Origin of the sequence: Corynebacterium doosanense CAU 212 = DSM 45436 (assembly GCF_000767055.1) — a bacterium.
Lineage (GTDB): Bacteria > Actinomycetota > Actinomycetes > Mycobacteriales > Mycobacteriaceae > Corynebacterium > Corynebacterium doosanense.
In genome coordinates, this window is the sequence record NZ_CP006764.1 from 1844747 (window position 1) to 1866701 (window position 21955).

Here is a 21955-nt window from a genome sequence, read left to right on the forward strand (position 1 = left end):
TGGGTGAGGCAAATTCGCACGTCGAGAAGTTTTATGAGGAGCCCCGAAGCCGCATGCGCCGCCCGATCACCGCTACCTACCGCCTCCAGCTGAGGGGACCGCAAGCGGACCCGTCCGGCAGGGCCTTCGCTTTCTCCGACGCCGCCGAACAGGTCCCCTACCTCGCCTCCCTTGGCGTGAGCCACCTGTACCTCTCCCCCGTGCTCACGTCGATGCCCAACTCCAACCACAACTACGACGTCATCGACCCCACCGAGGTCAACCCCGAGCTCGGCGGCATCGACGGGCTGCGGGAGCTGGCAAAGACCGCGCACGACGCGGGCCTGGGCATCATCATCGACATCGTTCCCAACCACATGAGCGTCGAGGATCCCCGACTCAACCCGTGGTTTTGGGATGTGCTGAAGAACGGCCAGGAGTCGGAGTTCGAGGGGTACTTCGACATCGACTGGCACGCCGACAATGGCGCAGGCGGGAAACTGGGCATGCCCATCCTGGGCAACCCCGGCGACGAGGACAAACTCGAGCTCGTTCACGACGAGCTCCTCGACGAGACCGTGATCGCGTACTTCGACAACTTCTTCCCCGTCGCCGACGGCACATGCTCGGGCCTGGACGACGACCCCGTCGCGGTCTACGACCGGCAGTCCTACCGCCTGATGTTCTGGCGCGACGGCGTCATCTCCTACCGGCGTTTCTTCTCGGTCAACACCCTGGCGGGCATCCGCCAGGAGGATCCCCTGGTGTTCGAGCACACCCACCGCATCCTCCGCCAGCTCATCGCGGAGGACCTCATCGACGGGGTGCGCGTGGACCACCCGGACGGGCTCACCGATCCCTTCGCCTACCTCAACCGCCTGCGGGAACTGGTCGGCCCGGACCGCTGGCTCATCGTGGAGAAGATCCTCGCGGACACCGAACCGCTGGATCCTCGCCTGTCCGTCGACGGCACCACCGGCTACGACGCACTGCGTGAGTTCGACGGCGTGTTCATCTCCCGGGAGGCGGAGGACTCCCTGGGCATGCTGGCCCTGCAGCAGTCCGGCTCCACCTGGGACGAGGCCGCGTTCGAGGCCGCCGAGCAGCAGCTCAAGCGCGAGGTGGCGGAATCCGAGCTCGGAGCAGAGGTCGCCCGCCTCGCCCGCGCCATCCGCCGGGACAACTACTCCACCGCGGGCGCCGACGTCACCGAGCCCGAGCTCATCTCCACCATCGTGGAGCTCGTCGCAGCCATCCCCGTCTACCGCGCCGACTACCTCTCCCTCTCACGCACGACCGCGACGGTGGTGGCCGACATGGCCAGGAAGTTCCCCTCGCGCCGCAACGCCCTGGACCTCATCTCCGCAGCGCTCATCGAGGAGAAGGAGGCCAAGTCCCGCTTCGCCCAGGTGTGTGGCGCGGTCATGGCCAAGGGTGTGGAGGACACCACCTTCTACCGCGCCTCCCGCCTCATCGCGCTGCAGGAGGTCGGCGGCGCCCCGGGCCGCTTCGGGGTCTCCTCCGCCGAGTTCCACCTCAACCAGCAGGAACGCGCGACGCTGTGGCCCAACTCCATGACCACCCTGTCCACCCACGACACCAAACGCAGCGAGGACGTGCGCTCGCGCATCATCGCCCTGTCCGAGGTCCCCAGCGACTTCGGCGAACTGGTCCGCCGGGTGACGGCGCAGGTCCCGGCGCCCGACCCCGCCGCGGGCCACTTCCTTTTCCAGAACCTGCTGGGCATCTGGCCTGTCGACGGCGAGATCACCGACTCGCTGCGCGAGCGCTTCCACGACTACGCGGAAAAGGCCATCCGCGAGGCCGGCACGAAGACCACCTGGACGGACCAGGATTCGCAGTTCGAGCAGGCCATCCACGACTGGATCGACGCGCTGCTCGACGGCCCCGTCGCCTCCCCCATCACCCGCTTCATCCAGCCCATCGCCGCAGCAGCCACCCAGATCTCCCTGGGACGCAAACTCCTGCAGCTCGTCGGCGCGGGCATCCCGGACATCTACCAGGGCCAGGAGTACTTCGACGACTCCCTGGTCGATCCCGACAACCGGCGTTTCGTCGACTACACGGCGCGCCAGCAGTCCCTCGCCCATCTGGACGGCGGACTCGACTGGGCTGAACTGGCCGCGGAGGAGCGCACGGAGGCGGGCGCGGGTGAGCTGTTCGGCTACCCGCACCTGGAAAAACACGCGAACTGGGCCCTGCAGCACGTCACCCACCAAGCGCTGCGGGTGCGCCGGGCCGTGCCGTCGCTGTTCGCCGGCGGCTCCTATCACGCGGTCTTCGCGCAGGGGCCGCAGAGCGGTCACGTGGTGGGCATCGCCCGCGGGCCGCAGGACACCCGGAGTGCGGAGCAGATCGGGGTCATCGCCGTGGCCACGCGTCGCCCGATGGTGCTCGGTGCACGCGGCGGGTGGGACGACACCACCCTGAACTTCCCCGAGGGTGAATGGCTGGACCTGCTCACCGGGCGTCGATTCGAAGGCACCGCCCCGGTCAGCGAGGTCTTTGAGCTCTTCCCCTGCGCCCTGCTCATCGCCTCCCGGCTGGAGCAGGTCGTCGCCTTCGATCCGATGACGGCAAGCTAACCTCTCTTCAATGACCGACAACACCATCAGCCTGCTGGGCACGCGGTATCACGAGTGGGTGCGTGCCCATCCCGGTGCGGCGGAGGACTTCGAGGGCGAGATCGAGGATCTGCTGTCGGACGCGGGTGTGACCTTCGACCGCGTGAGCGCGCGGGTGAAGTCCTGGCCCTCGCTCAAGGCCAAGGCCCGGCGACGCACTGGCAAGGAGCTCGACTACCCCAACCCGTGGGAGGACATCCACGACCTCATCGGCGTGCGGGTCAATGTCTTCCACTCCACCGAGATCCCCCTCGCCCTGGAGGTGCTCTCGGAGGCCTTCACGGTGATCCGCTCGGTGGACAAGGCGGCGGAGACCCGCGTGGCCGGCGGCTTCGGCTACGGCTCACACCACCTCGTCCTCGAGGTGCCGGAGTCGTCCACGGATCTGGCGCACTACGTCGGCCAACACTTCGAGGTGCAGGTGCGCACCGTGCTCCAGCACGCCTGGGCGGAGTTCGAGCACGACATCCGCTACAAGCAGGGCACCGACGAGCTCGACCCGCAGGTCGACCGGGCCTTCACCCTGGCCGCGGGTCTCATCGAGCTGGCTGACCAGCAGTTCGACCAGATCGCCGCCCTGCGCGCGCCAGACAAGGGGACCAACCCCATCGACGTCGAGCTCTCCGCGGAAACGCTGCCGGGCATCCTCGCCATGCTCCTGGCCAACCGTTTCCCCCGTTCACGCTCGGAGCACTACCGCTGGCTGGAGGAGCTGCTGACCAACAACGGCGTCACCACCGTCTCCGAGCTGGCCAGTCTGCTGTCGGTCAAGGACATCGAGACGGTGTCGGAGGCTATGCGTTACCGCTTCCCGCCGGGCCAGGTCAGACTCATCGACGACCTGCTACTCCTACGCTTCGGTGACCAGCACATCGAGCGCACGGGCACGACGGGAAACCGCGCGGATCAGCGTCCGCGCCGGCTGCGGGCGCGTCTGAAGTCGATTCGTTCGCGGGGGCAGTAGGGCCGGGCAGGGGGGCGTCGAGAAGCCTTCCTCTAGAGACCCCTGAGCCGGTCCATCTCGCGGCGGTCCTTCTTCGTGGGCCGGCCGGTACCGCGGTCGCGCTGCGGGATCGACGCCAGGATCTCCTTCGGCGGGGGCGGCGGCGCGTGATCGATGTAGCAGGTGCGCGCGATGGGAGCGCCGGCGCGTTTGCGCAGCGTCGCCAGCACCTCCAGGTCGTGCTCGCGGTGGTCCTTCCACACCCGCACGCGGTCGCCCGGGACCACCTGCTGGGCAGGTTTGGTGGCGACGCCGTTGAGTTTGACGTGCCCGGCGCGGACGGCGTCGGCGGCCTCGGAGCGGGTCTTGAACAAACGCACCGCCCACACCCACGCGTCGATGCGGACGGGGTTGCCGTCAGGCTGAGTCAATTACTGGCCGTCCCGGTGGTTGATGATCTGGTTGACCTTGTAGGCGTTGTATGCACCGCCAACCACGGCGATGACCATGCCCAGGATCAGCCAGATGTTGGTGAAGAGGAACGCCAGGGCCACGCCGCCGACGACACCGCCGGCGACGGAGACCACACCGTTGCGGGTGTACTTGCGCACCTGGTCTTTGCGGTGCTGGATGGGGTTGTTCGGGCGGGGCTGAAGCGTCATGTATGCGATTCTAGCTTTCAATCCAGGTCGTGCCGATTTCCCGGGGTTCCACCTGACCCTGGGTGAGGGAGGCCAGGGTGTCGCACAGGCTCCCGAAACCGCCCGGCTCCACCGCAAGGGTGTAACCGGCCGTCTCCCCGTAGGCGACGTCGGTGATCTCCACGCCCCGGTCGCGTAGCTCCGACTCGAGCCTGCCCGCCTCGGCGTGGGCGAGGTCGACGCGGTAGAGTTCGCTCAGGCTGCGCCGGGCGCGGGGAATCTCCGGCAGCAGCTGCCCCACGGATTCGGAGTAGGCGTGCACCAGTCCCCCGGCGCCGAGTTTGATGCCGCCGAAGTACCGGGTCACCACCACGGCGATGTTCAGCAGGCCGGAACCCTTGAGCTGCTCCAGCATCGGCCGGCCGGCGGTCCCGGAGGGTTCACCGTCGTCGGAGGAACGTTCCACGGGCAGGACGTCGTCGATAAGCACGATGAACGCGGAGCAGTGGTGGCGCGCGTCGGGGTAGGTGGTCCTGACCTCGTCGATGAACGCACGCGCCTGCGTCTCGTCCATGACGCGGCGGGCGGTGGCGATGAAGCGGGAGCGTTTGACTTCCCATTCGCGGGTGAAGTCACGCCCCGGCTCGGGCAGCAGGTAGGTGGTTTCCATGGCAATCTCCCCAGAGACTACTCGCGGTGCATGCCCGGACTTTTATCTCTAGCCTGGGTGCACATGAACTCTTTCTCGGTCTGGGCCCCGCTCGCCAAGGATGTTCGCCTCCGTATCGGCGAGCAGATCCACGACATGCACACCGTCGGCGGCAACTGGTGGGAGGCCACCGTCGCCCCGGAACCCGGGATGCGTTACGGGTATGAATTGTGTGTCGACGACGAGTGGTCCACCACCTACCCCGACCCCCGGACCCGCTCGCAGCCGGACGGGATCCACGGGCTGTCCGAGGTGGTCGCCGAGGATTTCGACTGGTCGGACCACAACTGGTCCGGCCGCTCACTCGCCGGCATGGTGCTCTACGAGATGCACGTGGGCACCTTCACCGCTGGGGGCACCTTCGACTCGGCCATCGAGCAGCTCGACTACCTCGCGGACCTCGGTGTCAACGCGGTCGAGGTCATGCCGATCCAGCCCTTCGGCGGCACCCGCAACTGGGGGTACGACAGCGTCGACTGGTACGCCGTGCACGAGGCCTACGGCGGGCCCGAGGGTTTCAAACGATTTGTCGACGCCGCGCACGCCCGCGGCCTGGCCGTGGTGCTCGACGTGGTCTACAACCACTTCGGCCCCGACGGCAACTACCTGGGCGCGTTCGGCCCGTACACCACCGGCGGCGCGACCGAATGGGGTGACGTGGTGAACTTCTCCGGGGAGAACTCCGACGAGGTGCGCGACTACGCCCTCGGTGCCGTGCGCCAGTGGCTGGACGAGTTCCACGTGGACGGATTGCGTCTCGACGCGGTGCACTCCTTCGACGACCGCCGCGCCTTCTCCATCATGGAGGACTTCCAGACCGTCGCCGACGAGCTCACCGCCACCGACGGTCGCCCCCGCTCCCTCATCGCGGAGTCCGATCTCAACGACCCGCGCCTGATCACCGAGAAGGCCGCGGGCGGTTACGGCCTGGCGGGCCAGTGGGTCGATGACATCCACCATGGCCTGCACACCCTGGTCTCGGGCGAGGACCACGCCTATTACTCGGATTACGCCTCCATGGAGGTCTTCGCGGAGACGCTGCGTAAGGGCTGGTGGTTCACCGGAACCTACTCGTCCTTCCGCGGGCGCACCCACGGCCGCGCGCTGAACCTGGAGCGCACCCCGGCGTGGCGGCTGGTCACGTACACCACGACACACGACCAGACGGGAAACCGGGCGGCGGGCGACCGGCCGTCGATGAACCTCTCCCCCGAGCAGCAGGTGCTCAAGGCGGCCGTGGTGCTCTTCTCCCCCTTCACCCCGATGCTGTTCATGGGCGAGGAGTACGGCGCCACCACGCCGTTCCCCTTCTTCGTCTCGCACACCAACGAGGAGATCATGACGGGCACCCGAGAGGGCCGCAAGCGTGAGTTTTCCCGCGCGGGTTGGCGGGAGGAGGACATCGCCGATCCCACCACGGCCGAGACCTTTGACTCGGCGAAGCTGCTGTGGGACTTCACCGATGAGCAGCTGCGTATTCACGAGGCTTATCGACGGATGATTGCCCTGCGCACGTCTCTGCGGCTGGCCAACCCTGACCTGCGTCAGCTGCGTGTCGAGCACGGCGGCGAGGAGCACCGCTGGCTGGCCATGGGCTCCGGGGAGCACCTGCTGCTGGCGAATCTCTCGGCCGATCCGCAGACCGTGCCCTTCGGCGGCGAGGCGGTGTACTCCTTCAGCGACGTCACCGCCGGTACCGACGAGACCCGCTTGGGGCCGTGGGAGTTTGTGCTGGTCAGGCGCTAGGTACTGACCAGGTACTCGTACTCCGGCGTGCCAGGGGCGATGTGTCGGCAGTCGATCCGCGACTGCGCCATGCGCTCCAGCAGGCTGTCGAACTCCCCGGCGTTGCCCAGCTCGAGGCCGACGAGCGCGGCGCCGGTCTCCCGGTTGTTGCGCTTGAGATACTCGAAGAGTGTGATGTCGTCCTCCGGGCCGAGAATCTCCGTGAGGAAGCTGAGCAGCTGGCCGGGCTCCTGGGGGAAGTTGACGATGAAGTAGTGCTTCAGTCCGCGGTGCACCAGCGAGCGCTCCATGATCTCGGCGTAGCGCAGGACGTCGTTGTTGCCCCCGGAGATGATGCAGGCCACGGTCGATCCGGCCGGGAGGTTGAGTTCGCGCAGGCCGGCAACCGACAGCGCGCCGGCGGGCTCGGCGATGATGCCCTCCGACTGGTAGAGGTCGAGCATCTCGGTGGCGACCGCGCCCTCGTCGGCGGCGACCGTGTGCAGGCGGCCTTTATTGGCTTCGATGATGTGGAAGTTCACCGCGCCGATGCGTTTGACGGCCGCCCCGTCGACGAAGGTGTCCACCTCCGGGAGGGTCACGGGGCCGTCGTTCTCCAGCGCGGCGTGCAACGAGGCCGCCCCGGAGGGTTCGACGCCGACGATGGCGGTGCGTGGTGCCATGTCCGCGAGGTAGCTGGCCACGCCGGCCAGCAGCCCGCCGCCGCCGACGGGCACGACAACGGTATCGAGGTTCTTGCCCAGCGCGGTGAGCTGGCTGAGGATCTCCGCGGCGATGGTGCCCTGGCCGATGACGGTGTCCCGGGCGTCGAAGGGTTCGATGGACGTGGCGCCGCGGGCCTCGGCGTCAGCCCGCGCGGCCGCGGAGGCCTCATCGAAGTTGGCGCCGGTGACCACGAGCTCGACCATGTCCCCGCCATGCACGGCGATGCGGTCGCGCTTCTGCTTCGGAGTCTTGGACGGGACAAAGATCTTGCCCGGGATTCCCATGGTCCGGCAGGCGTAGGCCACGCCCTGGGCGTGGTTGCCGGCGCTGGCGGCGACGATGCCCGCCGTGCGCTGGGCGTCCGAGAGGTTGGAGATGGCGTAGTAGGCGCCGCGGATCTTGTACGAGCGCACGTCCTGCAGGTCTTCCCGCTTGAGGTAGACGGAGTAACCCGTCTCCTCCGACAGCCGCGGGCAGTACTGCAGCGGGGTCGGATCGATGATCGAGGAGATACGTGCCTGCGCGGACTGGATATCGGAGGCGTGCACCGGCTCGAAAGAAACGTCACTCATGTCGGACAACCCTAGTCGCCCCCGCGGGAGGGCCGCGTATCGACGACCCCGGCAACCGATCCGGTGGGGGTCACCGGAAGGGCTGGGACGGGGCGTCGATAAGCAACCTAGAACAGTTCCCGGGTGGCGATCTCCGCACCCTGGACCAGGGACTCAAGCTTGGCCCAGGCGATCTGCTGGTTGAGGCGCCCGCCGAGGCCGCAGTCGGTCGAGGCGACGACGTTCTCCGGGCCGACCTGCTCGGCGAACTTGATGATGCGGTCCGCGACCAGGCGCGGGTGCTCGATGGCGTTGGTCGAGTGGGAGACCAGGCCCGGGTAGATCAGCGTTCCCGCAGGCAGGGTGCGGTTCTGCCAGACACGCCACTCATGGGCGTGGCGCGGCGAGGAACCCTCGAAGGAGAAGCCGCCGACCTTGGCCTCCAGAATGACATCGATGATGTCCTCGAAGGGGACGTCCGTGGAGTGCGGGCCGTGCCAGGAACCCCAGCAGATGTGCAGGCGGGTCTGCTCGCGCGGCAGGCCCTCGAGGGCGTCGTTGATGGCGTCGATGCGGATCTTCAGCCAGTCCTGAAAGTCGGCGACGGTGGGCTCGGGGTTGATCTGGTCCCAGGCCTCGGCGAGGTCCGGGGCGTCGAGCTGCACGGTGAAACCCGCGTCGGTGATGGCCTTGTACTCGTGCGACAGCGCGGAACCGCAGGCCCTGACCAGCTCGGTCTCGGTGTCGTAGTGCTCGTTCTTCAGTCGGGCGGCCGAACCCGGCGACAGCGCGGCGACGAAGGCGTCGGTGGCGCCGGCCTTGTCCATCGCGTTACGCAGCAGCTTGGTGTCGGTCTCCACCTCGTCCTGGCCGATGTAGGTGACCTCGCCGGTGAACTTGGGGTTGCCCACCTTGGCGCGGCCGGTGAAGATGCCGGACTCGGGGTCGTTGTAGGCGTCGTCGAAGAGAACCCGGTCGCGGCGGTCCTTGAAGGAGGTGAGTGTGATGTTGCCCGGGGTGGAGCGGGCGATCTCCTCGGAGGCCCAGCGGTCCTCGTCGGTCATGGTGAGGCCGCCGAGTCGGGAGAAGGAGTAGTTCCACCAGGCGCCGTAGTCGATGGCGCCGGAGGTGATGTGGCCGTACTCGCCCTCGTTGATGATGTCGATGCCCAGGTCGACCTGACGCTTGACCACGTCGTCGACGGAGGTCTGCAGGATCTCGAAGAACTTCGCGTCGTCGATCGAGCCCTCGCTGCGCTGCTTGTTCGCCTCGATGAGTTCAGGCGTGCGCGGCAGGGAGCCGACGTGCGTGGTGCGGATCTTGTTGGTCATGGATCTCCTTGTCGGGACGTCTGGAATAGACTGTGCGGTCTACTGTATCAAGTCCGAGGGGTTTATGCCCCGAAGGTCCGCTTCATGGCCACGTAGTTCTCCTCGCGCTCCCCCACCAGCTCGAATCCCTCGCGCTCGTACAGGCGTCGCGCACCGGGGTTGTCGTTGTGCACGCAGAGCGAGATTCCGGGGCAACCGCGCTGCTCGGCGAGATCGGCCGCACGCCGCAGGAGCTCCGCCCCCAGGCCGTTGCGCTGGTAGCGGGTCTCCACAGCGATGGCGAGCTCGGGAATGTCCTCACCCACGTAGCCCACGCCGTGGTGCCCGTCGTCGCCGAAGATGTACCACGCGGCGCCCGCGGGGTTGTCCAGGTCATCGTCGTTGACGAGGATGCCGTTCTCGGGGTCCCACTTGCCCACGTAGAACGACATGCCCTCGAGAAACTCCCCGGACTCCGGGGTGACGGTCTCGTCGCCGAAGACGTCGGCGAGGTAGTTCAGGCGCTTGACGTAGGTGACGTCGGCGTCGGTGGTTTCGCGGAAAGAGAATTTCGGGTCAATGCTCATGGCATCCGACACTAGCGCCCTCGCCGCAACTACCCCAGAATCCCCGGCCCCATCGTCGCCTTGAGGTCACCCATGAGCGAGCCGGAGCGCTCCACCCGCAGGTGCTCACCGAGCACCATGAGCGTGGAGTCGTCGCCGTTGACCAGGTTGAGGTAGACGTCGGCGTCGCCGGTGTTGCGCACCAGCACGTCCTTGAGTTTGGTGATGTTCTCGATCGTGCACTGCTCGGTGCGCATGGTCAGGCGCAGCGGCAGCCCGGCACCGTTGCCGGGGCCCAGCTCGGGGACGCGGATATCGTCGCAGAACAGGCTCATCCGGTCGTCGCGCACGGACACGTGCACCTTGGCCAGGACGATGTTGTCCTCGGCGATCTGGGGCGCGACCAGCGAGTACACCTTGTTGAACACGAGGATCTCCACCTGCGCGCCGTGATGGTCCTCGATGGTGACGATCGCCCACGGCGAACCGTCCTTCTTGGAGTAACGCCGGTCCACGCTGGAGATCAGCCCGCCGATGACCAGCTCCTGCTGGTGGCTGACCTCGCCGGAGAGGATCTTGGTCAGCGGAGTGTTGGTCTGCGCATTGAGCGCCTCCTCGAAACCGTCGAGCGGGTGGCCGGAGACGTAGAGCCCCAGCATCTCGCGCTCCAGGGTGAGTTCGTGCTTGCGCTCCCAGTGCTGGTCCGGCACCTCGATGGCGAAGACGTTGTCCTCGGGCGCGTCCCCGCCGCCGAGACCGGCGAAGAGATCGAACTGCCCCTTGTCGGCGGCCTTCTTAGTGGTGAGCACCGAATCGACCGCGTCCTCCTGGATGAGCATGAGGCCCTTGCGCGGATGACCGAGCGAGTCATAGGCACCGGCCTTGACCAGCGATTCCGTGATGCGTTTGTTACACGGCAGAAGGTCGATCTTGTCCAGGTAGTCCCCGAAGGAGGTGAAGTGACCCTTGGTCCTGCGCGTCTCGACGATCGATTCCACCACCTCCGCTCCGACGTTGCGGATCGCCCCCAGGCCGTAGCGGATGTCCTCGCCCACGGCCATGAAGTCGAGTTCGGATTCGTTGACGTCCGGCGGGAGCACCTTGATGCCCAGGTGCCGGCAGTCCGCGAGGTAGATGGCGGACTTGTCCTTCTTGTCACCCACGGAGGTCAGCAGCGCGGCCATGTACTCGGGCGCGTAGTTGGCCTTCATGTAGCCGGTCCAGTAGGACACCAGCCCGTAGCCGGCGGCGTGGGACTTGTTGAATGCGTAGGAGGCGAAGGGCTCGATGGTGCCCCACAACGCGTCGACGGCGGCCTTGGAGTAGCCGTTGGTGAACATGCCCTGGGAGAACTTCTCGTACTCCTTGGCCAGGACCTCGGGTTTCTTCTTGCCCATGGCCTTACGGAATCCGTCGGCCTCGCCCGCGGTGTAGTTGGCCACCTTCTGGGAGATCTGCATGATCTGCTCCTGATACACGATCAGGCCGTAGGTCTCCCCGAGGATCTCCTTGAGCGGCTCCTCCAGCTCGGGGTGGATGGGCTCGATGGGCTTGCGCCCGTTCTTGCGGTCCGCGTAGTCGAGGTGGGCGTTGACACCCATCGGGCCGGGTCGATAGAGCGCCAGGGAGGCGACGATATCGTTGAAGCCGGTGGGTTTCATGCGCTTGAGCAGTTCCTGCATGCCGCCGCCGTCGAGCTGGAAGACGCCGAGGGTGTCACCCCGGCCCAGCAGTTCGTAGACTGCCGGGTCATCGGTGGTCAGATCGTCGAGAAGCACGGTCTCGCCGCGGTTGGCCTTGATGTTCTCGATGGCGTCGCCCAGCACGGTGAGGTTGCGCAGGCCCAGGAAGTCCATCTTCAGCAGGCCGATGGCCTCGCACGCCGGGTAGTCCCAACCGGTGATGAGGGCGCCGTCGGCGGCGCGTTTCCACATGGGGATGTGGTCGAGAAGTCGCACGCTGGCCATGATCACGGCACAGGCGTGCACGCCGGCCTGGCGCACAACACCCTCGAGGCCGCGGGCGGTCTCGTAGATCTTGGCCACGTCGGGGTCGGTCTCCACGAGGGTGCGCACCTGGGTGGCCTCGTTGTAGCGCGGGTTGGCGGGATCGGTGATGCCGGCGACAGAGATGTCCTTGGCCATGACGGCCGGGGGCAGGGCGGCGTTGATGCGGTCGGCCATCTGGAAGCCGGGCTGGCCGAAGTTGACCTTGGCGGCGTCCTTGATGGCCTGCTTCGTCTTCACGGTGCCGAAGGTGATCACCTGCGCGATCTTGTCCTCGCCCCAGCGCTCGGCGGCGTACGTGATCATCTCGCCGCGGCGGCGGTCATCGAAGTCGATATCGATATCGGGCGCGGACGGGCGCTCCGGGTTGAGGAAACGCTCGAAGAGCAGGCCGTGCTCGATGGGGTCGATGTTCGTGATGGTCAGTGCGTACGCGACCAGCGAACCGGCGGCCGAGCCACGGCCCGGGCCGACGCGGATGCCGATGGACCGGGCGTGTTTGATGATCTCCGCGACGATGAGAAAGTAGGACGGGTAACCCTTGCCGTCGATGACCTCGATCTCGTACTCGGCACGTTTGATGTATTCCTCGGGCGCGTCTTCGCCGTCGAAACGCTCGCGCAGACCCGCCATGACCTCGTGGTGCAGCCACGTCGTCGGGGTCTCCCCCTCCGGGACGTCGGCGATGGGCATGCGGTCGTGGGTGTGGTCCTCCCAGATCTCCCCGTAGTCCTGCACCCGCTCGGCGACCCAGAGGGTGTTGTCGCAGCCGTCGGGGACGACGTCGTCCCAGATCCCGCGCATCTCCGCGGCCGACTTGATGTAGTAGCCGGAGCCGTCGAACTTGAAGCGGTCGGCGTCCAGCAGCGTCTTGCCGGTCTGCACACAGAGCATGGCCTCATGCGCCTTGGCCTGGGATTCCAGCACGTAGTGGCAGTCGTTGGTCACCAGCGGCGGCAGCTCGAGCGCCTTGCCGATCTCCAACAGCCCGTCACGCACCCGACGTTCGATGGACAGCCCGTGGTCCATGAGCTCGAGGAAGAAGTTGTCCTTGCCGTAGATGTCCTGCCACATCGCCGCGGCCTCGAGCGCCTCGTCGTACTGCCCCAGGCGCAGGCGCGTCTGCACGTCGCCGGAAGGGCAGCCGGTGGTGGCGATGATGCCGTCGGCGTGCTCGGCGATGAGCTCGGCGTCCATGCGCGGCCATTTACCCAGCTGGCCCTCGTACGAGGCCATGGACGAGAGATAGAACAGGTTCTTCAGACCCGTGGCATTCTCCGCCAGCAGGGTCTGGTGGAGGTAGGCGCCGGAGGCGGAGACGTCGTCACGCTTCTGATCCGGGTTACCCCAGGTCACCCGCTTCTTGTTGAAGCGTGACTCCGGCGCCATGTACGCCTCGATGCCGATGATCGGCTTCACTCCCGCGTCCACCATGCGGCGGTAGAACGCGTTGGAGCCGAACATGTTGCCGTGATCCGTCATCCCCACCGCGGGCATCCCCTGGCGGAGCACCTCCTCGGCGAGCAGATCCACCTTGGCCATGCCGTCGAGCATGGAAAATTCGGTGTGATTATGCAGATGAACGAACCCACTTTTCCCCATGTCGGGTCATCCTATCCGCGCGGGGGACGTCCGTAAATTACACCAGTGTGAGGCCGCTTTTCGACGCCTCGCACACGCGCTCGAATGAATGCCGCGCCCGGTGTCCACCCCGGTGTTTAGGGTGAGGGCCATGACCACCACCGACCCCGCCTTCATCCTCACCGACCTCGACAAAACCTTCTCCTACGACGTCGACGACCCGGGACCCGACGAGATCGCACGCCTCGTTCGTGTCGTCGAACTCACCTGCCGGCACCGCAACTTCCCGCTCCGGACTGCGGCCCTGCTGGCTGTCCAACGCCCCGACGCCTCCGCGATGCAGACACTCGATGACTGGGAGCGCCTCGACATGGAGCCGATCCCCGGCACCTCTCCCCTCGTCGCGGTGAACCCGGAAGGCCAGCCGATCTTCGCCTACGACTTTTCCGACGTCCGTCTCATTTGTGAACAGGACGAGGAAACCTTTGTCCTCGACGACTTCGGCGTCGACGTCGAACTTCCGTATGGCGAGGAAGATCACCAGCAGGTGTTCGACCATCTGTCCAGCTCCGCACACCTCGACGGCATCCAGATCGCCCCTCAGTACGTGTCCCAGCCGGTCTCGCTCTTCATCCCGCTCCGTGTGGACTCGACGCACTACGAGGTGGACATCAGATCCGAGGGCGCGATGCGCTCCTACGCCCGTTTCTTCGCCCTCCCGGATCTGGTGCACGCACCACCGACTGTGCGGCTGAGGTCGCTCCTGTCCGGCTGGGCGGGGATCCTCCTCGGCCACTTCGGCCCGTTCGAGAGCGAAAGCTACTGGACCCCGACCCAGAGCCGGCTCGCGAGGCTCACTCCCTGGGCCGAACACGCCGAGGTGGAGACGGTCCTCGCATTCTTCACCTCCCGCTCAGGACTGGAGCTGGTCAGCGGGCAGGGCATCGAGGCCACGCTCACAGCGCTGTACGAGAACTACGGGTGGCCGACGGGCTATCGACTCGACAGGTGCGCCTGGGCAGCTCAGCGGCTCATCGATCACACCCAGACCTACATCGACTCCCGGACCCCGTACTCGGACCAGCACTATCTGCCCGGCCTGTTTGAGGAGGAGATGGACCTCGAGGTGGACTACGCCCCGCAGATTCCCCCGGCGTAGGCTCCCCTTCCATGGTCTACACCCTGCTCGCGTACCTCATGTGGGGGTTCTTCCCGGCGTTTTTCCCGCTGCTACTACCTGCCGGCCCGCTGGAGATCCTCGCCCACCGCCTCGTGTGGTGCGCGCTGTTCATGGTGATTGTCCTCCTGCTCATCCGCGGGTGGGGTGAACTGCGCCGCGCGGGCCTGCGGGAGTGGGGCTGGCTGGCCCTGGCCGGGCTGCTCATCTCCGTCAACTGGGGCATCTACGTGCTGGCGGTGAACTCCGGCCACGTCGCCGACGCCGCGCTGGGTTACTTCATCAACCCGCTGCTCTCCATCGCGCTGGGCATGCTCTTTCTCGGCGAGCGCCTGCGTCGCTGGCAGGTCGTCTCGGTGATCATCGCGGCCGCCGGGGTGGTCTGGCTGGCGTTCCTCACGGGCCAGCCACCCTACCTCGCGATCGGCCTGGCACTGTCGTTCGGCTTCTACGGGCTGATCAAGAAGCGGGTCACCGTGTCCGCGGCGGCGTCGCTGACCGCAGAGGCGCTGGCCATGACTCCGGTGGCGGTCATCTACCTGGTGTGGCTGGCGTCGAGAGGCGAGTCCACCTTCACCTCGGAAGGCCCGGGCCACACGGCTCTCCTGCTGCTGGCCGGCGTGGTCACCGCGGCACCGCTGTTCTTCTTCGGCGCGGGAGCGAAGAAGATTCCCCTGGCCACGGTAGGCATGCTGCAGTACATCACACCGACCATGCAGATGCTGTGGGCGCTGTTTGTCACCCACGAGTACCTCTCCGCCTCGCGGTGGATCGGCTACATCATCATCTGGATCGCGGTGGCGGTGTACCTCGCCGATCTGCTCAATTTCCGGCGCACCCGCCGCCCGGCCTAACCGGCCGTAGGAGCGGCGACCTCGAGCATGTCCACGCCCGGGACCTCGACGGGGCGCACGCCGAAGTCACCCCACACGGCATCCGGGGGAAGCATCTCGACGGCCGCGACCCGCCCGTCCCCCGCCAGCGCGCGGAACGCCTCGGGTTCATCCCACGCGATCACGGCGGTGAGCTCGCGCGGCACGGGAACGTTGCCGATGCCGGCCAGGGAATCGGCGACAGCCCCGAACTGCCGCTCGTAGACCTCCGCGCGGGTGGCCCCGCCGACCGGTTCCGGCAGCGGCATCGGCGCGGAGAAACCGACGAGCATGGCGTTGACCCGCCCCAGCTCCGCGGTGAGCTCCCCCGCCTGGGCTGCGTCGAGAGGCTCGGCGAAGGTGACCAGGCCGAACGCCTTCTCTCCCTCGGGGGCCGTGGCCAGCGTGTCCGCGGCGCGCTCGACGTACTGGTCGTAGGACTCGTCCACCTGCCCCAGCATGTCGCCGTTGATGGCGGGGGGCTGGGAGGTGGCGTCGTCACGCGATGCCCACCACAGACCCGCAAGCAGCGCCACCACCGCGACCACGGCGATGATGAGCCGACCACGATCAACGGAGTCGAGCCTCACCCGCGCACCACGTTCAGCGCGTGGTGGAGATCTTCCGGGTACGGCGCCTCGATCTCCATGTACCTGCCCGTGCGCGGGTGGGTGATGCCCAGCTTGACGGCGTGCAGCCACTGCCGCTCCAGCCCGAGACGCTTGGCCAGGCCGGGGTCGGAGCCGTACATCGGGTCGCCGGCGCAGGGATGGCCTATCGACGACATGTGCACACGGATCTGATGGGTCCGGCCCGTCTCCAGGTGGACCTCCAGGAGCGAGGCCTCTCGGAACGCCTCGATGACCTCATAGTGTGTGACCGCGGGTTTGCCCGCCGAGGTGACGGCGAAGCGCCAGCCCGCGGAGGGGTGGCGGCCGATCGCCCCGTCGACGGTGCCGACGAGCGGATCGGGAAGCCCCTGGACCAGCGCGTGGTAGGTCTTGTCCACGGTGCGGTCGCGGAACGCCTGCTTGAGCACGGTGTAGGCCTTCTCCGAGGCGGCGATCACCATGACGCCGGAGGTGCCCACGTCGAGGCGCTGGACAATGCCCTTGCGCTCAGCCGGGCCCGAGGTGGAGATGCGGTAACCCGCGGCCGCCAGGCCCCCGCCGACGGTCGGCCCGTCCCACCCCACCGATGGGTGCGCGGCCACGCCGACGGGTTTGTTCACGGCGATGATGTCGTCGTCGGCGTAGAGGATGTCCATGCCTTCGACGTGCTCCTCGCGCGGGAGCAACGGTTCCTCCGGTGCCGGGAGGGTGACCTCCAGGAGCGCGCCGGGGTTCAGGCGGTCGGACTTGCCGGGCACGCGGGCGTCGACAAGCACGTCACCGTCGGTGATGAGATCCGCCGCGACGCCGCGGGAGAGGCCGAAGAGGCGGGAGACGGCGGCGTCGACACGCATGCCCTCGAGGCCCTCCGGGACGGGGAGCTGACGGACGTCACGCGGCATGGCGGCGCTCCTCGGTGAGCATGGCGATGAGGAACACGGCCACGCCGACGTTGATGGAGGCGTCGGCGAGGTTGAAGATGGCGAAGTTGCCCACCGAGATGAAGTCGACGACATGGCCAAACCAGAAACCCGGCGCGCGCAGGAGACGGTCCAGCAGGTTGCCCAGCGCGCCGCCACCGATCAGCGCCAGGCCGACCGCGCTGGGCCGGTCCCGAATGAAGTAGGCCGAGGCCAGCGTGCCCAGGACAAACGCCAGCTGGATCGTGGTGAACAACCAGGTGGTGTTCTCCCCCATGCCAAAAGCCGCGCCGGGGTTGAAGATGAGCAGCCAGCGGAACCAGTCGCCAATGACGGGCTGAGCGATGCCGGGCTCGAGGGTGGATAGCATGTACTGCTTGACGGCCTGATCCACCGCCGCGACGGCCACGACGATGGCGACCATGAGGGCGGCGTTGCGGCCGCGGGGCCGGGGGTCAACGCGAGTTGGAGACGGCTCAGCAGTATTCACGCCTGCCATTGTTCCCCACACCCCGGTCATGGTTCCACTTCCCCCGTGTATAGATTGGCCCCTGTGCGTACCAGAACTCTTTCCCTGCCCCTGATCTTCAGCGCTGCGCTCGTGCTCTCCGCCTGTCAGGCGCAGGAGGAGACGGAAGCCGACGGCCAGACCGTCGGTCTTCCCGTCGACGCGCCGCGGGTCACCCTGGTCGACGCCGGCAGCGGGCAGCGTTCGGTGGTGACCTACTCGGACCTTGACACAGACGGCGAGGAGCAGTCCGTCACCGCGACCGTGGCGGAGGGTTTCGCCCAGTCCGTCACCACCGCCGCGGACGTGGTCACCGACGCCCCCTCCGGCCAGCTGGGCGGCGGATCGACCATCGTCCTGCCGCTGACCGGTTCCACCACCGAGGCCGGCGACGCGGCCGTCGGCGAACGCGAGGCCACCCGCGCGCCCGAGTTCACCGTGGGCGCGGCCACCATCGACGACCAGGCGCTGCTGCCGGACCTGCGCTCGGCGGAGGGTTTCCGCTTCGGCTGGCGTGGCGACGACACCGGCGAGGTCTCCACGCTGCAGCTGCGCGCCCCGGAGGATGCCAGCGACGACGGGCGCGCCATGGCGGAGGGGGCCATCATGTCGCTGATGTCCCTGCCCGTGGTCTTCCCCGACGAGGAGATCGGCGAGGGTGCCTCGTGGACGGTGGATTCGCGTGTCGCCGGCGACAACTCGCTGCTGCAGACCGTCACCTACACCCTGCAGTCACGCGACGGCGACGTGCTTGACCTGGGTGTTGAGGTGCAGCAGCGCCCGTCGCTGGGCGCGCTTTCGCTCGACGGGGTGGAGGGCGCGGAGGGCTCCGCCGAGACCGAGCTGACGGTGGAGAGCTCGGCGACCACCTCGACCGGTTCGCTGACCGTGGATCTGGGCGAGCCCCTGCCGGTGGATGGCGACGTCACCTACACCACCCGGGTGGTCTACGCCGACAGCTCTGAGCAGCGCATCGTGCAGGACGCCTCCACCAGTCTGAGCTTCGACTGACCCGGAGACGACGACGGCCCGCACTCCCCCTGACTGGGGAGCGCGGGCCATTCGTGTCCGGTCTACTGAACCGGGGCCTCTTCGACGGGAGCCTCGGGAGCCGGAGCCTCGACCGGGGCCTCCGGGGCGGGGGCTTCCTCGACGGGAGCCTCCGGTGCCGGAGCATCGGCGGCCGGTGCCTCAGCGGCAGGCGCCGGAGCCGGAGCAGCCGGATCCTGGCACATGGCCGGGACCTGCTCGGGGGCGACGGTGTTGGTCACCAGGGTGCAGGCCCAGGACTGGGAGAGCTTCCAGGTGCCGTTCTCGTTGACGAACTCGACGTTCTCGGCGACCTGCGGCTCGCGGTCGGGCAGCGTGAAGTTCACGGTGGTGAGCACGGAGTCCGGGGTGTAGCCGGGCAGCACCGGGTCGACGACCTGGAACTGGGCGCCGGACTCGACCTGCGAGGTGGACAGGGTGTCGAACAGCGCGGGGTCGACGGTCTCGCCGCCCTGGACGGTGGTGACCCGCTGGTCCATCGGCGCGGCCGGGTCGACGGCGGTGGCGAGAACGGTGTTCAGTTCCGCGGCGGTGGGCATCGCGGCGGCGGCCGACTGGGTGGTCGAGGTCGCCGAGCTGCTCTTTTCCTCCGAATCGGAACCGTTGTCGGAGCAGGCGGCCAGGCTCAGGCTCAGGCCGGTGGCAGCCAGCACAGCGCCGAAGGTACGAAGCTTCACGGAAGTGTTCTCCTTTCCCGCGTGACGCGCGGGGCAGTTGAGGTTATCGAATTACGTTAAGAGCGTACACGCCACCACCGGTGTGGCACCCTTACAGGCATGATCTCGCTCCTCACCACCGGCGGCACCATCGCGTGCACCGCCGACCCCACCGGCGCCCTCGTCCCCACCGTCACCGGCGAGGAGCTGGTCCGCGCGGCCCAGCTGGAGGGCGTGCGTGTCGCGGATCTCCTGCGCCTGGACTCGTCGTCGATAAGCCTCCGCGACCTCGACGGCCTCATCGACCGGGTCCGGAAGGAGCTTCTCGACGACACCGTCACCGGAATTGTCCTCACCCACGGGACCGATTCCCTGGAGGAGACCGCCATGGCCCTGGCGATGATCCACGAGTCCGACAAACCCGTCGTGCTCACCGGGGCGCAGCGGGCCTTCGACCACCCGGATTCCGACGGGCCGGGCAACCTCCGCGACGCGGTCGAGGCAGCCCGGACGTCCGCCGGGGTGCTCGTCGCCTTCGGCGGGCGCATCCTGCCCGCCCACGGCGTGCGCAAGGTGCACACCGCGAATCTCGACGCCTTCGACAACCAGGCGTGGAACGACCGTCGCCGCGTCGTGCCCGCCGCACCGCTGGGCCCGCTTGATGTGCCCGTGCTCGCGGCCTATCCCGGCGCGGACGGCTGGGTCGTCGACGCGGCGGTCGAGCGGGGCGTGGACGGTCTGGTCATCGAGGCCCTGGGCTCGGGCAACATGTCCACCGGCTTCGGCGAGGCGGCGGCCCGGGCGCTGCACGCGGGTGTCCCGGTCGTGGTGGCCACCCGGGTGCCCTTCGGCGAGGTGACGCTGGCCTACGGCGGTGCCGGCGGCGGAGCGACGCTGGGTGAGCTCGGCGCGCTGGGTGCCGGAGAGCTCAGTGCCGGGCAGGCGCGCATCGCGCTGGCCTCGGCGCTGGCCGCGGGTGTGGATCCGGCCGAGGTGTTCTAGCCGGCGCGCAGAACACGGGCGGCGAAGCGGGCAGGATCGTCGTCGGTGATCACCGCCGGATCCTCCCCCAGCCCGGCGCGCTCAAGCACTAATGCGGCGCCGATGGCCGCGACGGGGATCCCCCTAAGCCTCACCTCTCTCAGTGTCCTCACCAGCCTCTCGTGCCCCCTGACATAGGAGTCAGCCCCGGGCACCACCAGCACATCAACCCCCAGCGCCGTCACCGCGCCGAGGTCCGCCTCCGGAGTGACGGGCAGGCCGCCCAGGGAGCGCACCGTGTCCAGGCCGTCGCCGACGAGCACGAGTTCGCCGCCCGCGCGGGCGAGGTCAACGAGGAGGTGGGCGTAGGTCGAGTCGATCATGGTGTCGGTGCAGTACAGCGCGATGCGTGTCATTCATCGTCCTCCTCGGTGTCAACCCAGTCGTCCCACGCCAGGGAGTCCACGGGGTCGGCGGGTTGCAGGTCCGGGTCGCCCTCGGCGAAGGTTCTGGTGAAGCCGGGGCCGGTGGCGCGGGTCTCGAAACGCACGGAGACGATCCCGTGGCCCGCGCCCTGGACCCAGCCGTGCCCGAACTCGGGGTGGCGCACGTCCTGCGTGGCGCGCCAGCCCTCCCACACGTCCTCGACCACCTCGGGATCTTCCCGCACACCGTCGGTGACTCCCGCCTCGAAGTCGGTGATCACCTCAGGCCGGTGCTGGTCGAGCTCGGGAAAGAGCACGTCCTGCACGGTCTCCTCCAACCCGGAGAAACTCACCCCGACCAGCCGGATCGGCCCGACCTCGTCCGGATAGCGCGTCACGCGGAACGCCACCGCGGTGAGGGTGTCCAGGTCGTCGGTGGCGTAGGGCAACGTGGCCGAGCGCGACTCAATGTGGAAGTCCGACATGCGCAGCTTGACGGTGATGGTGCGGGCCGCACGACCGTCGCGACGCAACCTGCGGTGCGCGTCCTGCGCGCTGCGGATCACTGCCGCGTCGACCTCGCTTTTCGACGTCAGGTCCTGCGGATACGTGTGCTCCGCCGAGGTCTGCTTCGCCTCCCCCCGCGGGGCGACGGGCCGGTCGTCGATGCCGCGTGCCAGGCCCCATAGCCCCAGCCCCACCGTGGAGCCGAGGGAGATCTCCACCTCCTTCCGGCTCAACGCCGCGAGATCGCCGATGGTGTCGATGCCGATGTTCGCCAACTTCGCGGCCGTCACCGGGCCCACTCCCCAGAGTTTGTTCACCGCCATGGGGTGCAGGATTTCCAGCGCGTGGTCGGGATCAAAGATGAACACCCCGTCGGGTTTGGCCTCGTCGGAGCCGATCTTCGCGTACTGCTTACCGGAGCCCGCGCCTATCGACGCCGCCAGCCCCGTCTCCTCCCTGATGACTCCGCGCAGCCACTCCGCCCAGGCACGCACCTGCTCCGGCTCCGCGCCGGCCAGCTCCGCCGGTTCCATGAACGCCTCGTCCACCGAGAGCTGCTCCACCAGGTCGACGTGCTGGCGCAACACCTGGAACACCCGCCTCGACGCGGCCGAGTAGACGGCGTGGCGCGGGGAGACAAGCACGACGCGGTTGCCCACCAGCCGGGCGGCGCGGTGGGTGGGCATGGCCGAGCGGGCCCCGAACTTACGGGCCTCGTAGGACGCGCCCGCCACGACCCCGCGGCCCGAGACTCCGGCGACGAGCACCGGCCGGCCGCGCAGCGTGGGGCGGGTGAGCTGCTCGACGGACGCGAAGAACGCGTCCATGTCGATGTGCAGTACCCAGCGCCTCATATCCCCCTCAGA

General features: G+C 67.9%; 20 protein-coding genes. 7 read left to right on the plus strand and 13 right to left on the minus strand.

Annotated features, from left to right (window positions below; all coding sequences use genetic code 11):
- Positions 1 to 53 precede the first annotated feature (53 nt).
- Positions 54 to 2585 (plus strand): malto-oligosyltrehalose synthase, encoded by a 2532-nt coding sequence (gene treY, locus CDOO_RS09055; RefSeq protein ID WP_020384525.1) that lies wholly within the window; start codon positions 54 to 56, stop codon positions 2583 to 2585.
- A 10-nt stretch (positions 2586 to 2595) separates the two neighbouring features.
- Entirely contained in the window at positions 2596 to 3588 is a 993-nt protein-coding gene (locus tag CDOO_RS09060; protein WP_018020904.1) for a GTP pyrophosphokinase, read from the plus strand.
- 32 nt (positions 3589 to 3620) lie between these two features.
- Here CDOO_RS09060 and CDOO_RS09065 read toward each other — a convergent pair whose 3' ends face one another.
- Genes CDOO_RS09065 through CDOO_RS09075 form a run of 3 tightly spaced genes read right to left on the minus strand, consistent with a single transcriptional unit; the run spans position 3621 to position 4878 of the window.
- Positions 3621 to 3998 carry an RNA-binding S4 domain-containing protein gene (locus tag CDOO_RS09065; protein ID WP_018020903.1) on the minus strand — a complete coding sequence of 126 codons (378 nt, stop codon included), beginning with the start codon at positions 3996 to 3998 and terminating at the stop codon, positions 3621 to 3623.
- Entirely contained in the window at positions 3999 to 4229 is a 231-nt protein-coding gene (locus tag CDOO_RS09070; RefSeq protein WP_018020902.1) for a hypothetical protein, read from the minus strand. It lies immediately after the preceding gene.
- Positions 4230 to 4239: 10 nt separating this feature from the next.
- Positions 4240 to 4878: an IMPACT family protein gene (locus tag CDOO_RS09075; protein ID WP_018020901.1), complete on the minus strand. Its 639-nt coding sequence runs from the start codon at positions 4876 to 4878 to the stop codon at positions 4240 to 4242.
- A 63-nt stretch (positions 4879 to 4941) separates the two neighbouring features.
- On the opposite strand from CDOO_RS09075, the gene treZ reads away from it, so the two are divergent.
- Positions 4942 to 6663 carry a malto-oligosyltrehalose trehalohydrolase gene (treZ, locus tag CDOO_RS09080; RefSeq protein ID WP_018020900.1) on the plus strand — a complete coding sequence of 574 codons (1722 nt, stop codon included), beginning with the start codon at positions 4942 to 4944 and terminating at the stop codon, positions 6661 to 6663.
- Here treZ and ilvA read toward each other — a convergent pair.
- The 4 genes from ilvA to dnaE all read right to left on the minus strand — a co-directional run bounded on the left by ilvA (position 6660) and on the right by dnaE (position 13403).
- A complete protein-coding gene (ilvA, locus tag CDOO_RS09085) occupies positions 6660 to 7940 on the minus strand; it encodes a threonine ammonia-lyase IlvA (protein ID WP_018020899.1) in 1281 nt (426 codons plus the stop codon). The genes treZ and ilvA overlap by 4 nt on opposite strands.
- 107 nt (positions 7941 to 8047) lie before the next feature.
- Positions 8048 to 9250 (minus strand): cobalamin-independent methionine synthase II family protein, encoded by a 1203-nt coding sequence (locus tag CDOO_RS09090; RefSeq protein WP_018020898.1) that lies wholly within the window; start codon positions 9248 to 9250, stop codon positions 8048 to 8050.
- Positions 9251 to 9312: 62 nt separating this feature from the next.
- Positions 9313 to 9816, minus strand: a complete 504-nt coding sequence (locus CDOO_RS09095; RefSeq protein WP_018020897.1) for a GNAT family N-acetyltransferase — start codon at positions 9814 to 9816, stop codon at positions 9313 to 9315.
- A 29-nt stretch (positions 9817 to 9845) separates the two neighbouring features.
- Positions 9846 to 13403 (minus strand): DNA polymerase III subunit alpha, encoded by a 3558-nt coding sequence (gene dnaE / locus CDOO_RS09100; protein WP_026159210.1) that lies wholly within the window; start codon positions 13401 to 13403, stop codon positions 9846 to 9848.
- 130 nt (positions 13404 to 13533) lie between these two features.
- On the opposite strand from dnaE, the gene CDOO_RS09105 reads away from it, so the two are divergent.
- Positions 13534 to 14541, plus strand: coding sequence for a hypothetical protein (locus CDOO_RS09105; protein ID WP_018020895.1), 1008 nt, complete (start codon positions 13534 to 13536; stop codon positions 14539 to 14541).
- A gap of 11 nt (positions 14542 to 14552) precedes the next feature.
- Entirely contained in the window at positions 14553 to 15413 is an 861-nt protein-coding gene (gene rarD, locus CDOO_RS09110) for an EamA family transporter RarD (protein WP_018020894.1), read from the plus strand.
- On the opposite strand, the gene CDOO_RS09115 is transcribed toward rarD, so the two are convergent.
- The 3 genes from CDOO_RS09115 to lspA are packed head-to-tail and all read right to left on the minus strand — an operon-like array spanning position 15410 to position 17386.
- Entirely contained in the window at positions 15410 to 16021 is a 612-nt protein-coding gene (locus CDOO_RS09115; RefSeq protein WP_018020893.1) for an RNA-binding protein, read from the minus strand. The genes rarD and CDOO_RS09115 overlap by 4 nt on opposite strands.
- Entirely contained in the window at positions 16018 to 16944 is a 927-nt protein-coding gene (locus tag CDOO_RS09120; RefSeq protein WP_018020892.1) for an RluA family pseudouridine synthase, read from the minus strand. The genes CDOO_RS09115 and CDOO_RS09120 overlap by 4 nt, the downstream gene beginning before the upstream one ends.
- Positions 16934 to 17386 carry a signal peptidase II gene (gene lspA / locus CDOO_RS09125; protein ID WP_018020891.1) on the minus strand — a complete coding sequence of 151 codons (453 nt, stop codon included), beginning with the start codon at positions 17384 to 17386 and terminating at the stop codon, positions 16934 to 16936. The genes CDOO_RS09120 and lspA overlap by 11 nt, the downstream gene beginning before the upstream one ends.
- A 129-nt stretch (positions 17387 to 17515) precedes the next feature.
- Between lspA and CDOO_RS09130 the strand changes: the two genes are divergently transcribed.
- A complete protein-coding gene (locus CDOO_RS09130) occupies positions 17516 to 18481 on the plus strand; it encodes a hypothetical protein (protein WP_018020890.1) in 966 nt (321 codons plus the stop codon).
- A gap of 62 nt (positions 18482 to 18543) precedes the next feature.
- Here CDOO_RS09130 and CDOO_RS09135 read toward each other — a convergent pair whose 3' ends face one another.
- Positions 18544 to 19197, minus strand: coding sequence for a WKL family lipoprotein (locus CDOO_RS09135; protein ID WP_018020889.1), 654 nt, complete (start codon positions 19195 to 19197; stop codon positions 18544 to 18546).
- A 99-nt stretch (positions 19198 to 19296) separates the two neighbouring features.
- Here CDOO_RS09135 and CDOO_RS09140 point away from each other — a divergent pair, with 99 nt between their 5' ends.
- The gene (locus CDOO_RS09140) at positions 19297 to 20178 is read left to right on the plus strand and encodes an asparaginase (RefSeq protein ID WP_018020888.1); all 882 of its coding nucleotides are present in this window, start codon (positions 19297 to 19299) and stop codon (positions 20176 to 20178) included.
- Here the strand turns inward: CDOO_RS09140 and CDOO_RS09145 are convergent.
- Both CDOO_RS09145 and CDOO_RS09150 read right to left on the minus strand, forming a co-directional pair.
- Entirely contained in the window at positions 20175 to 20573 is a 399-nt protein-coding gene (locus CDOO_RS09145) for a DJ-1/PfpI family protein (RefSeq protein WP_018020887.1), read from the minus strand. The two genes, CDOO_RS09140 and CDOO_RS09145, sit on opposite strands and share 4 nt — an antisense overlap.
- Entirely contained in the window at positions 20570 to 21943 is a 1374-nt protein-coding gene (locus CDOO_RS09150; protein WP_018020886.1) for a DNA polymerase IV, read from the minus strand. The genes CDOO_RS09145 and CDOO_RS09150 overlap by 4 nt, the downstream gene beginning before the upstream one ends.
- Positions 21944 to 21955 lie beyond the last annotated feature (12 nt).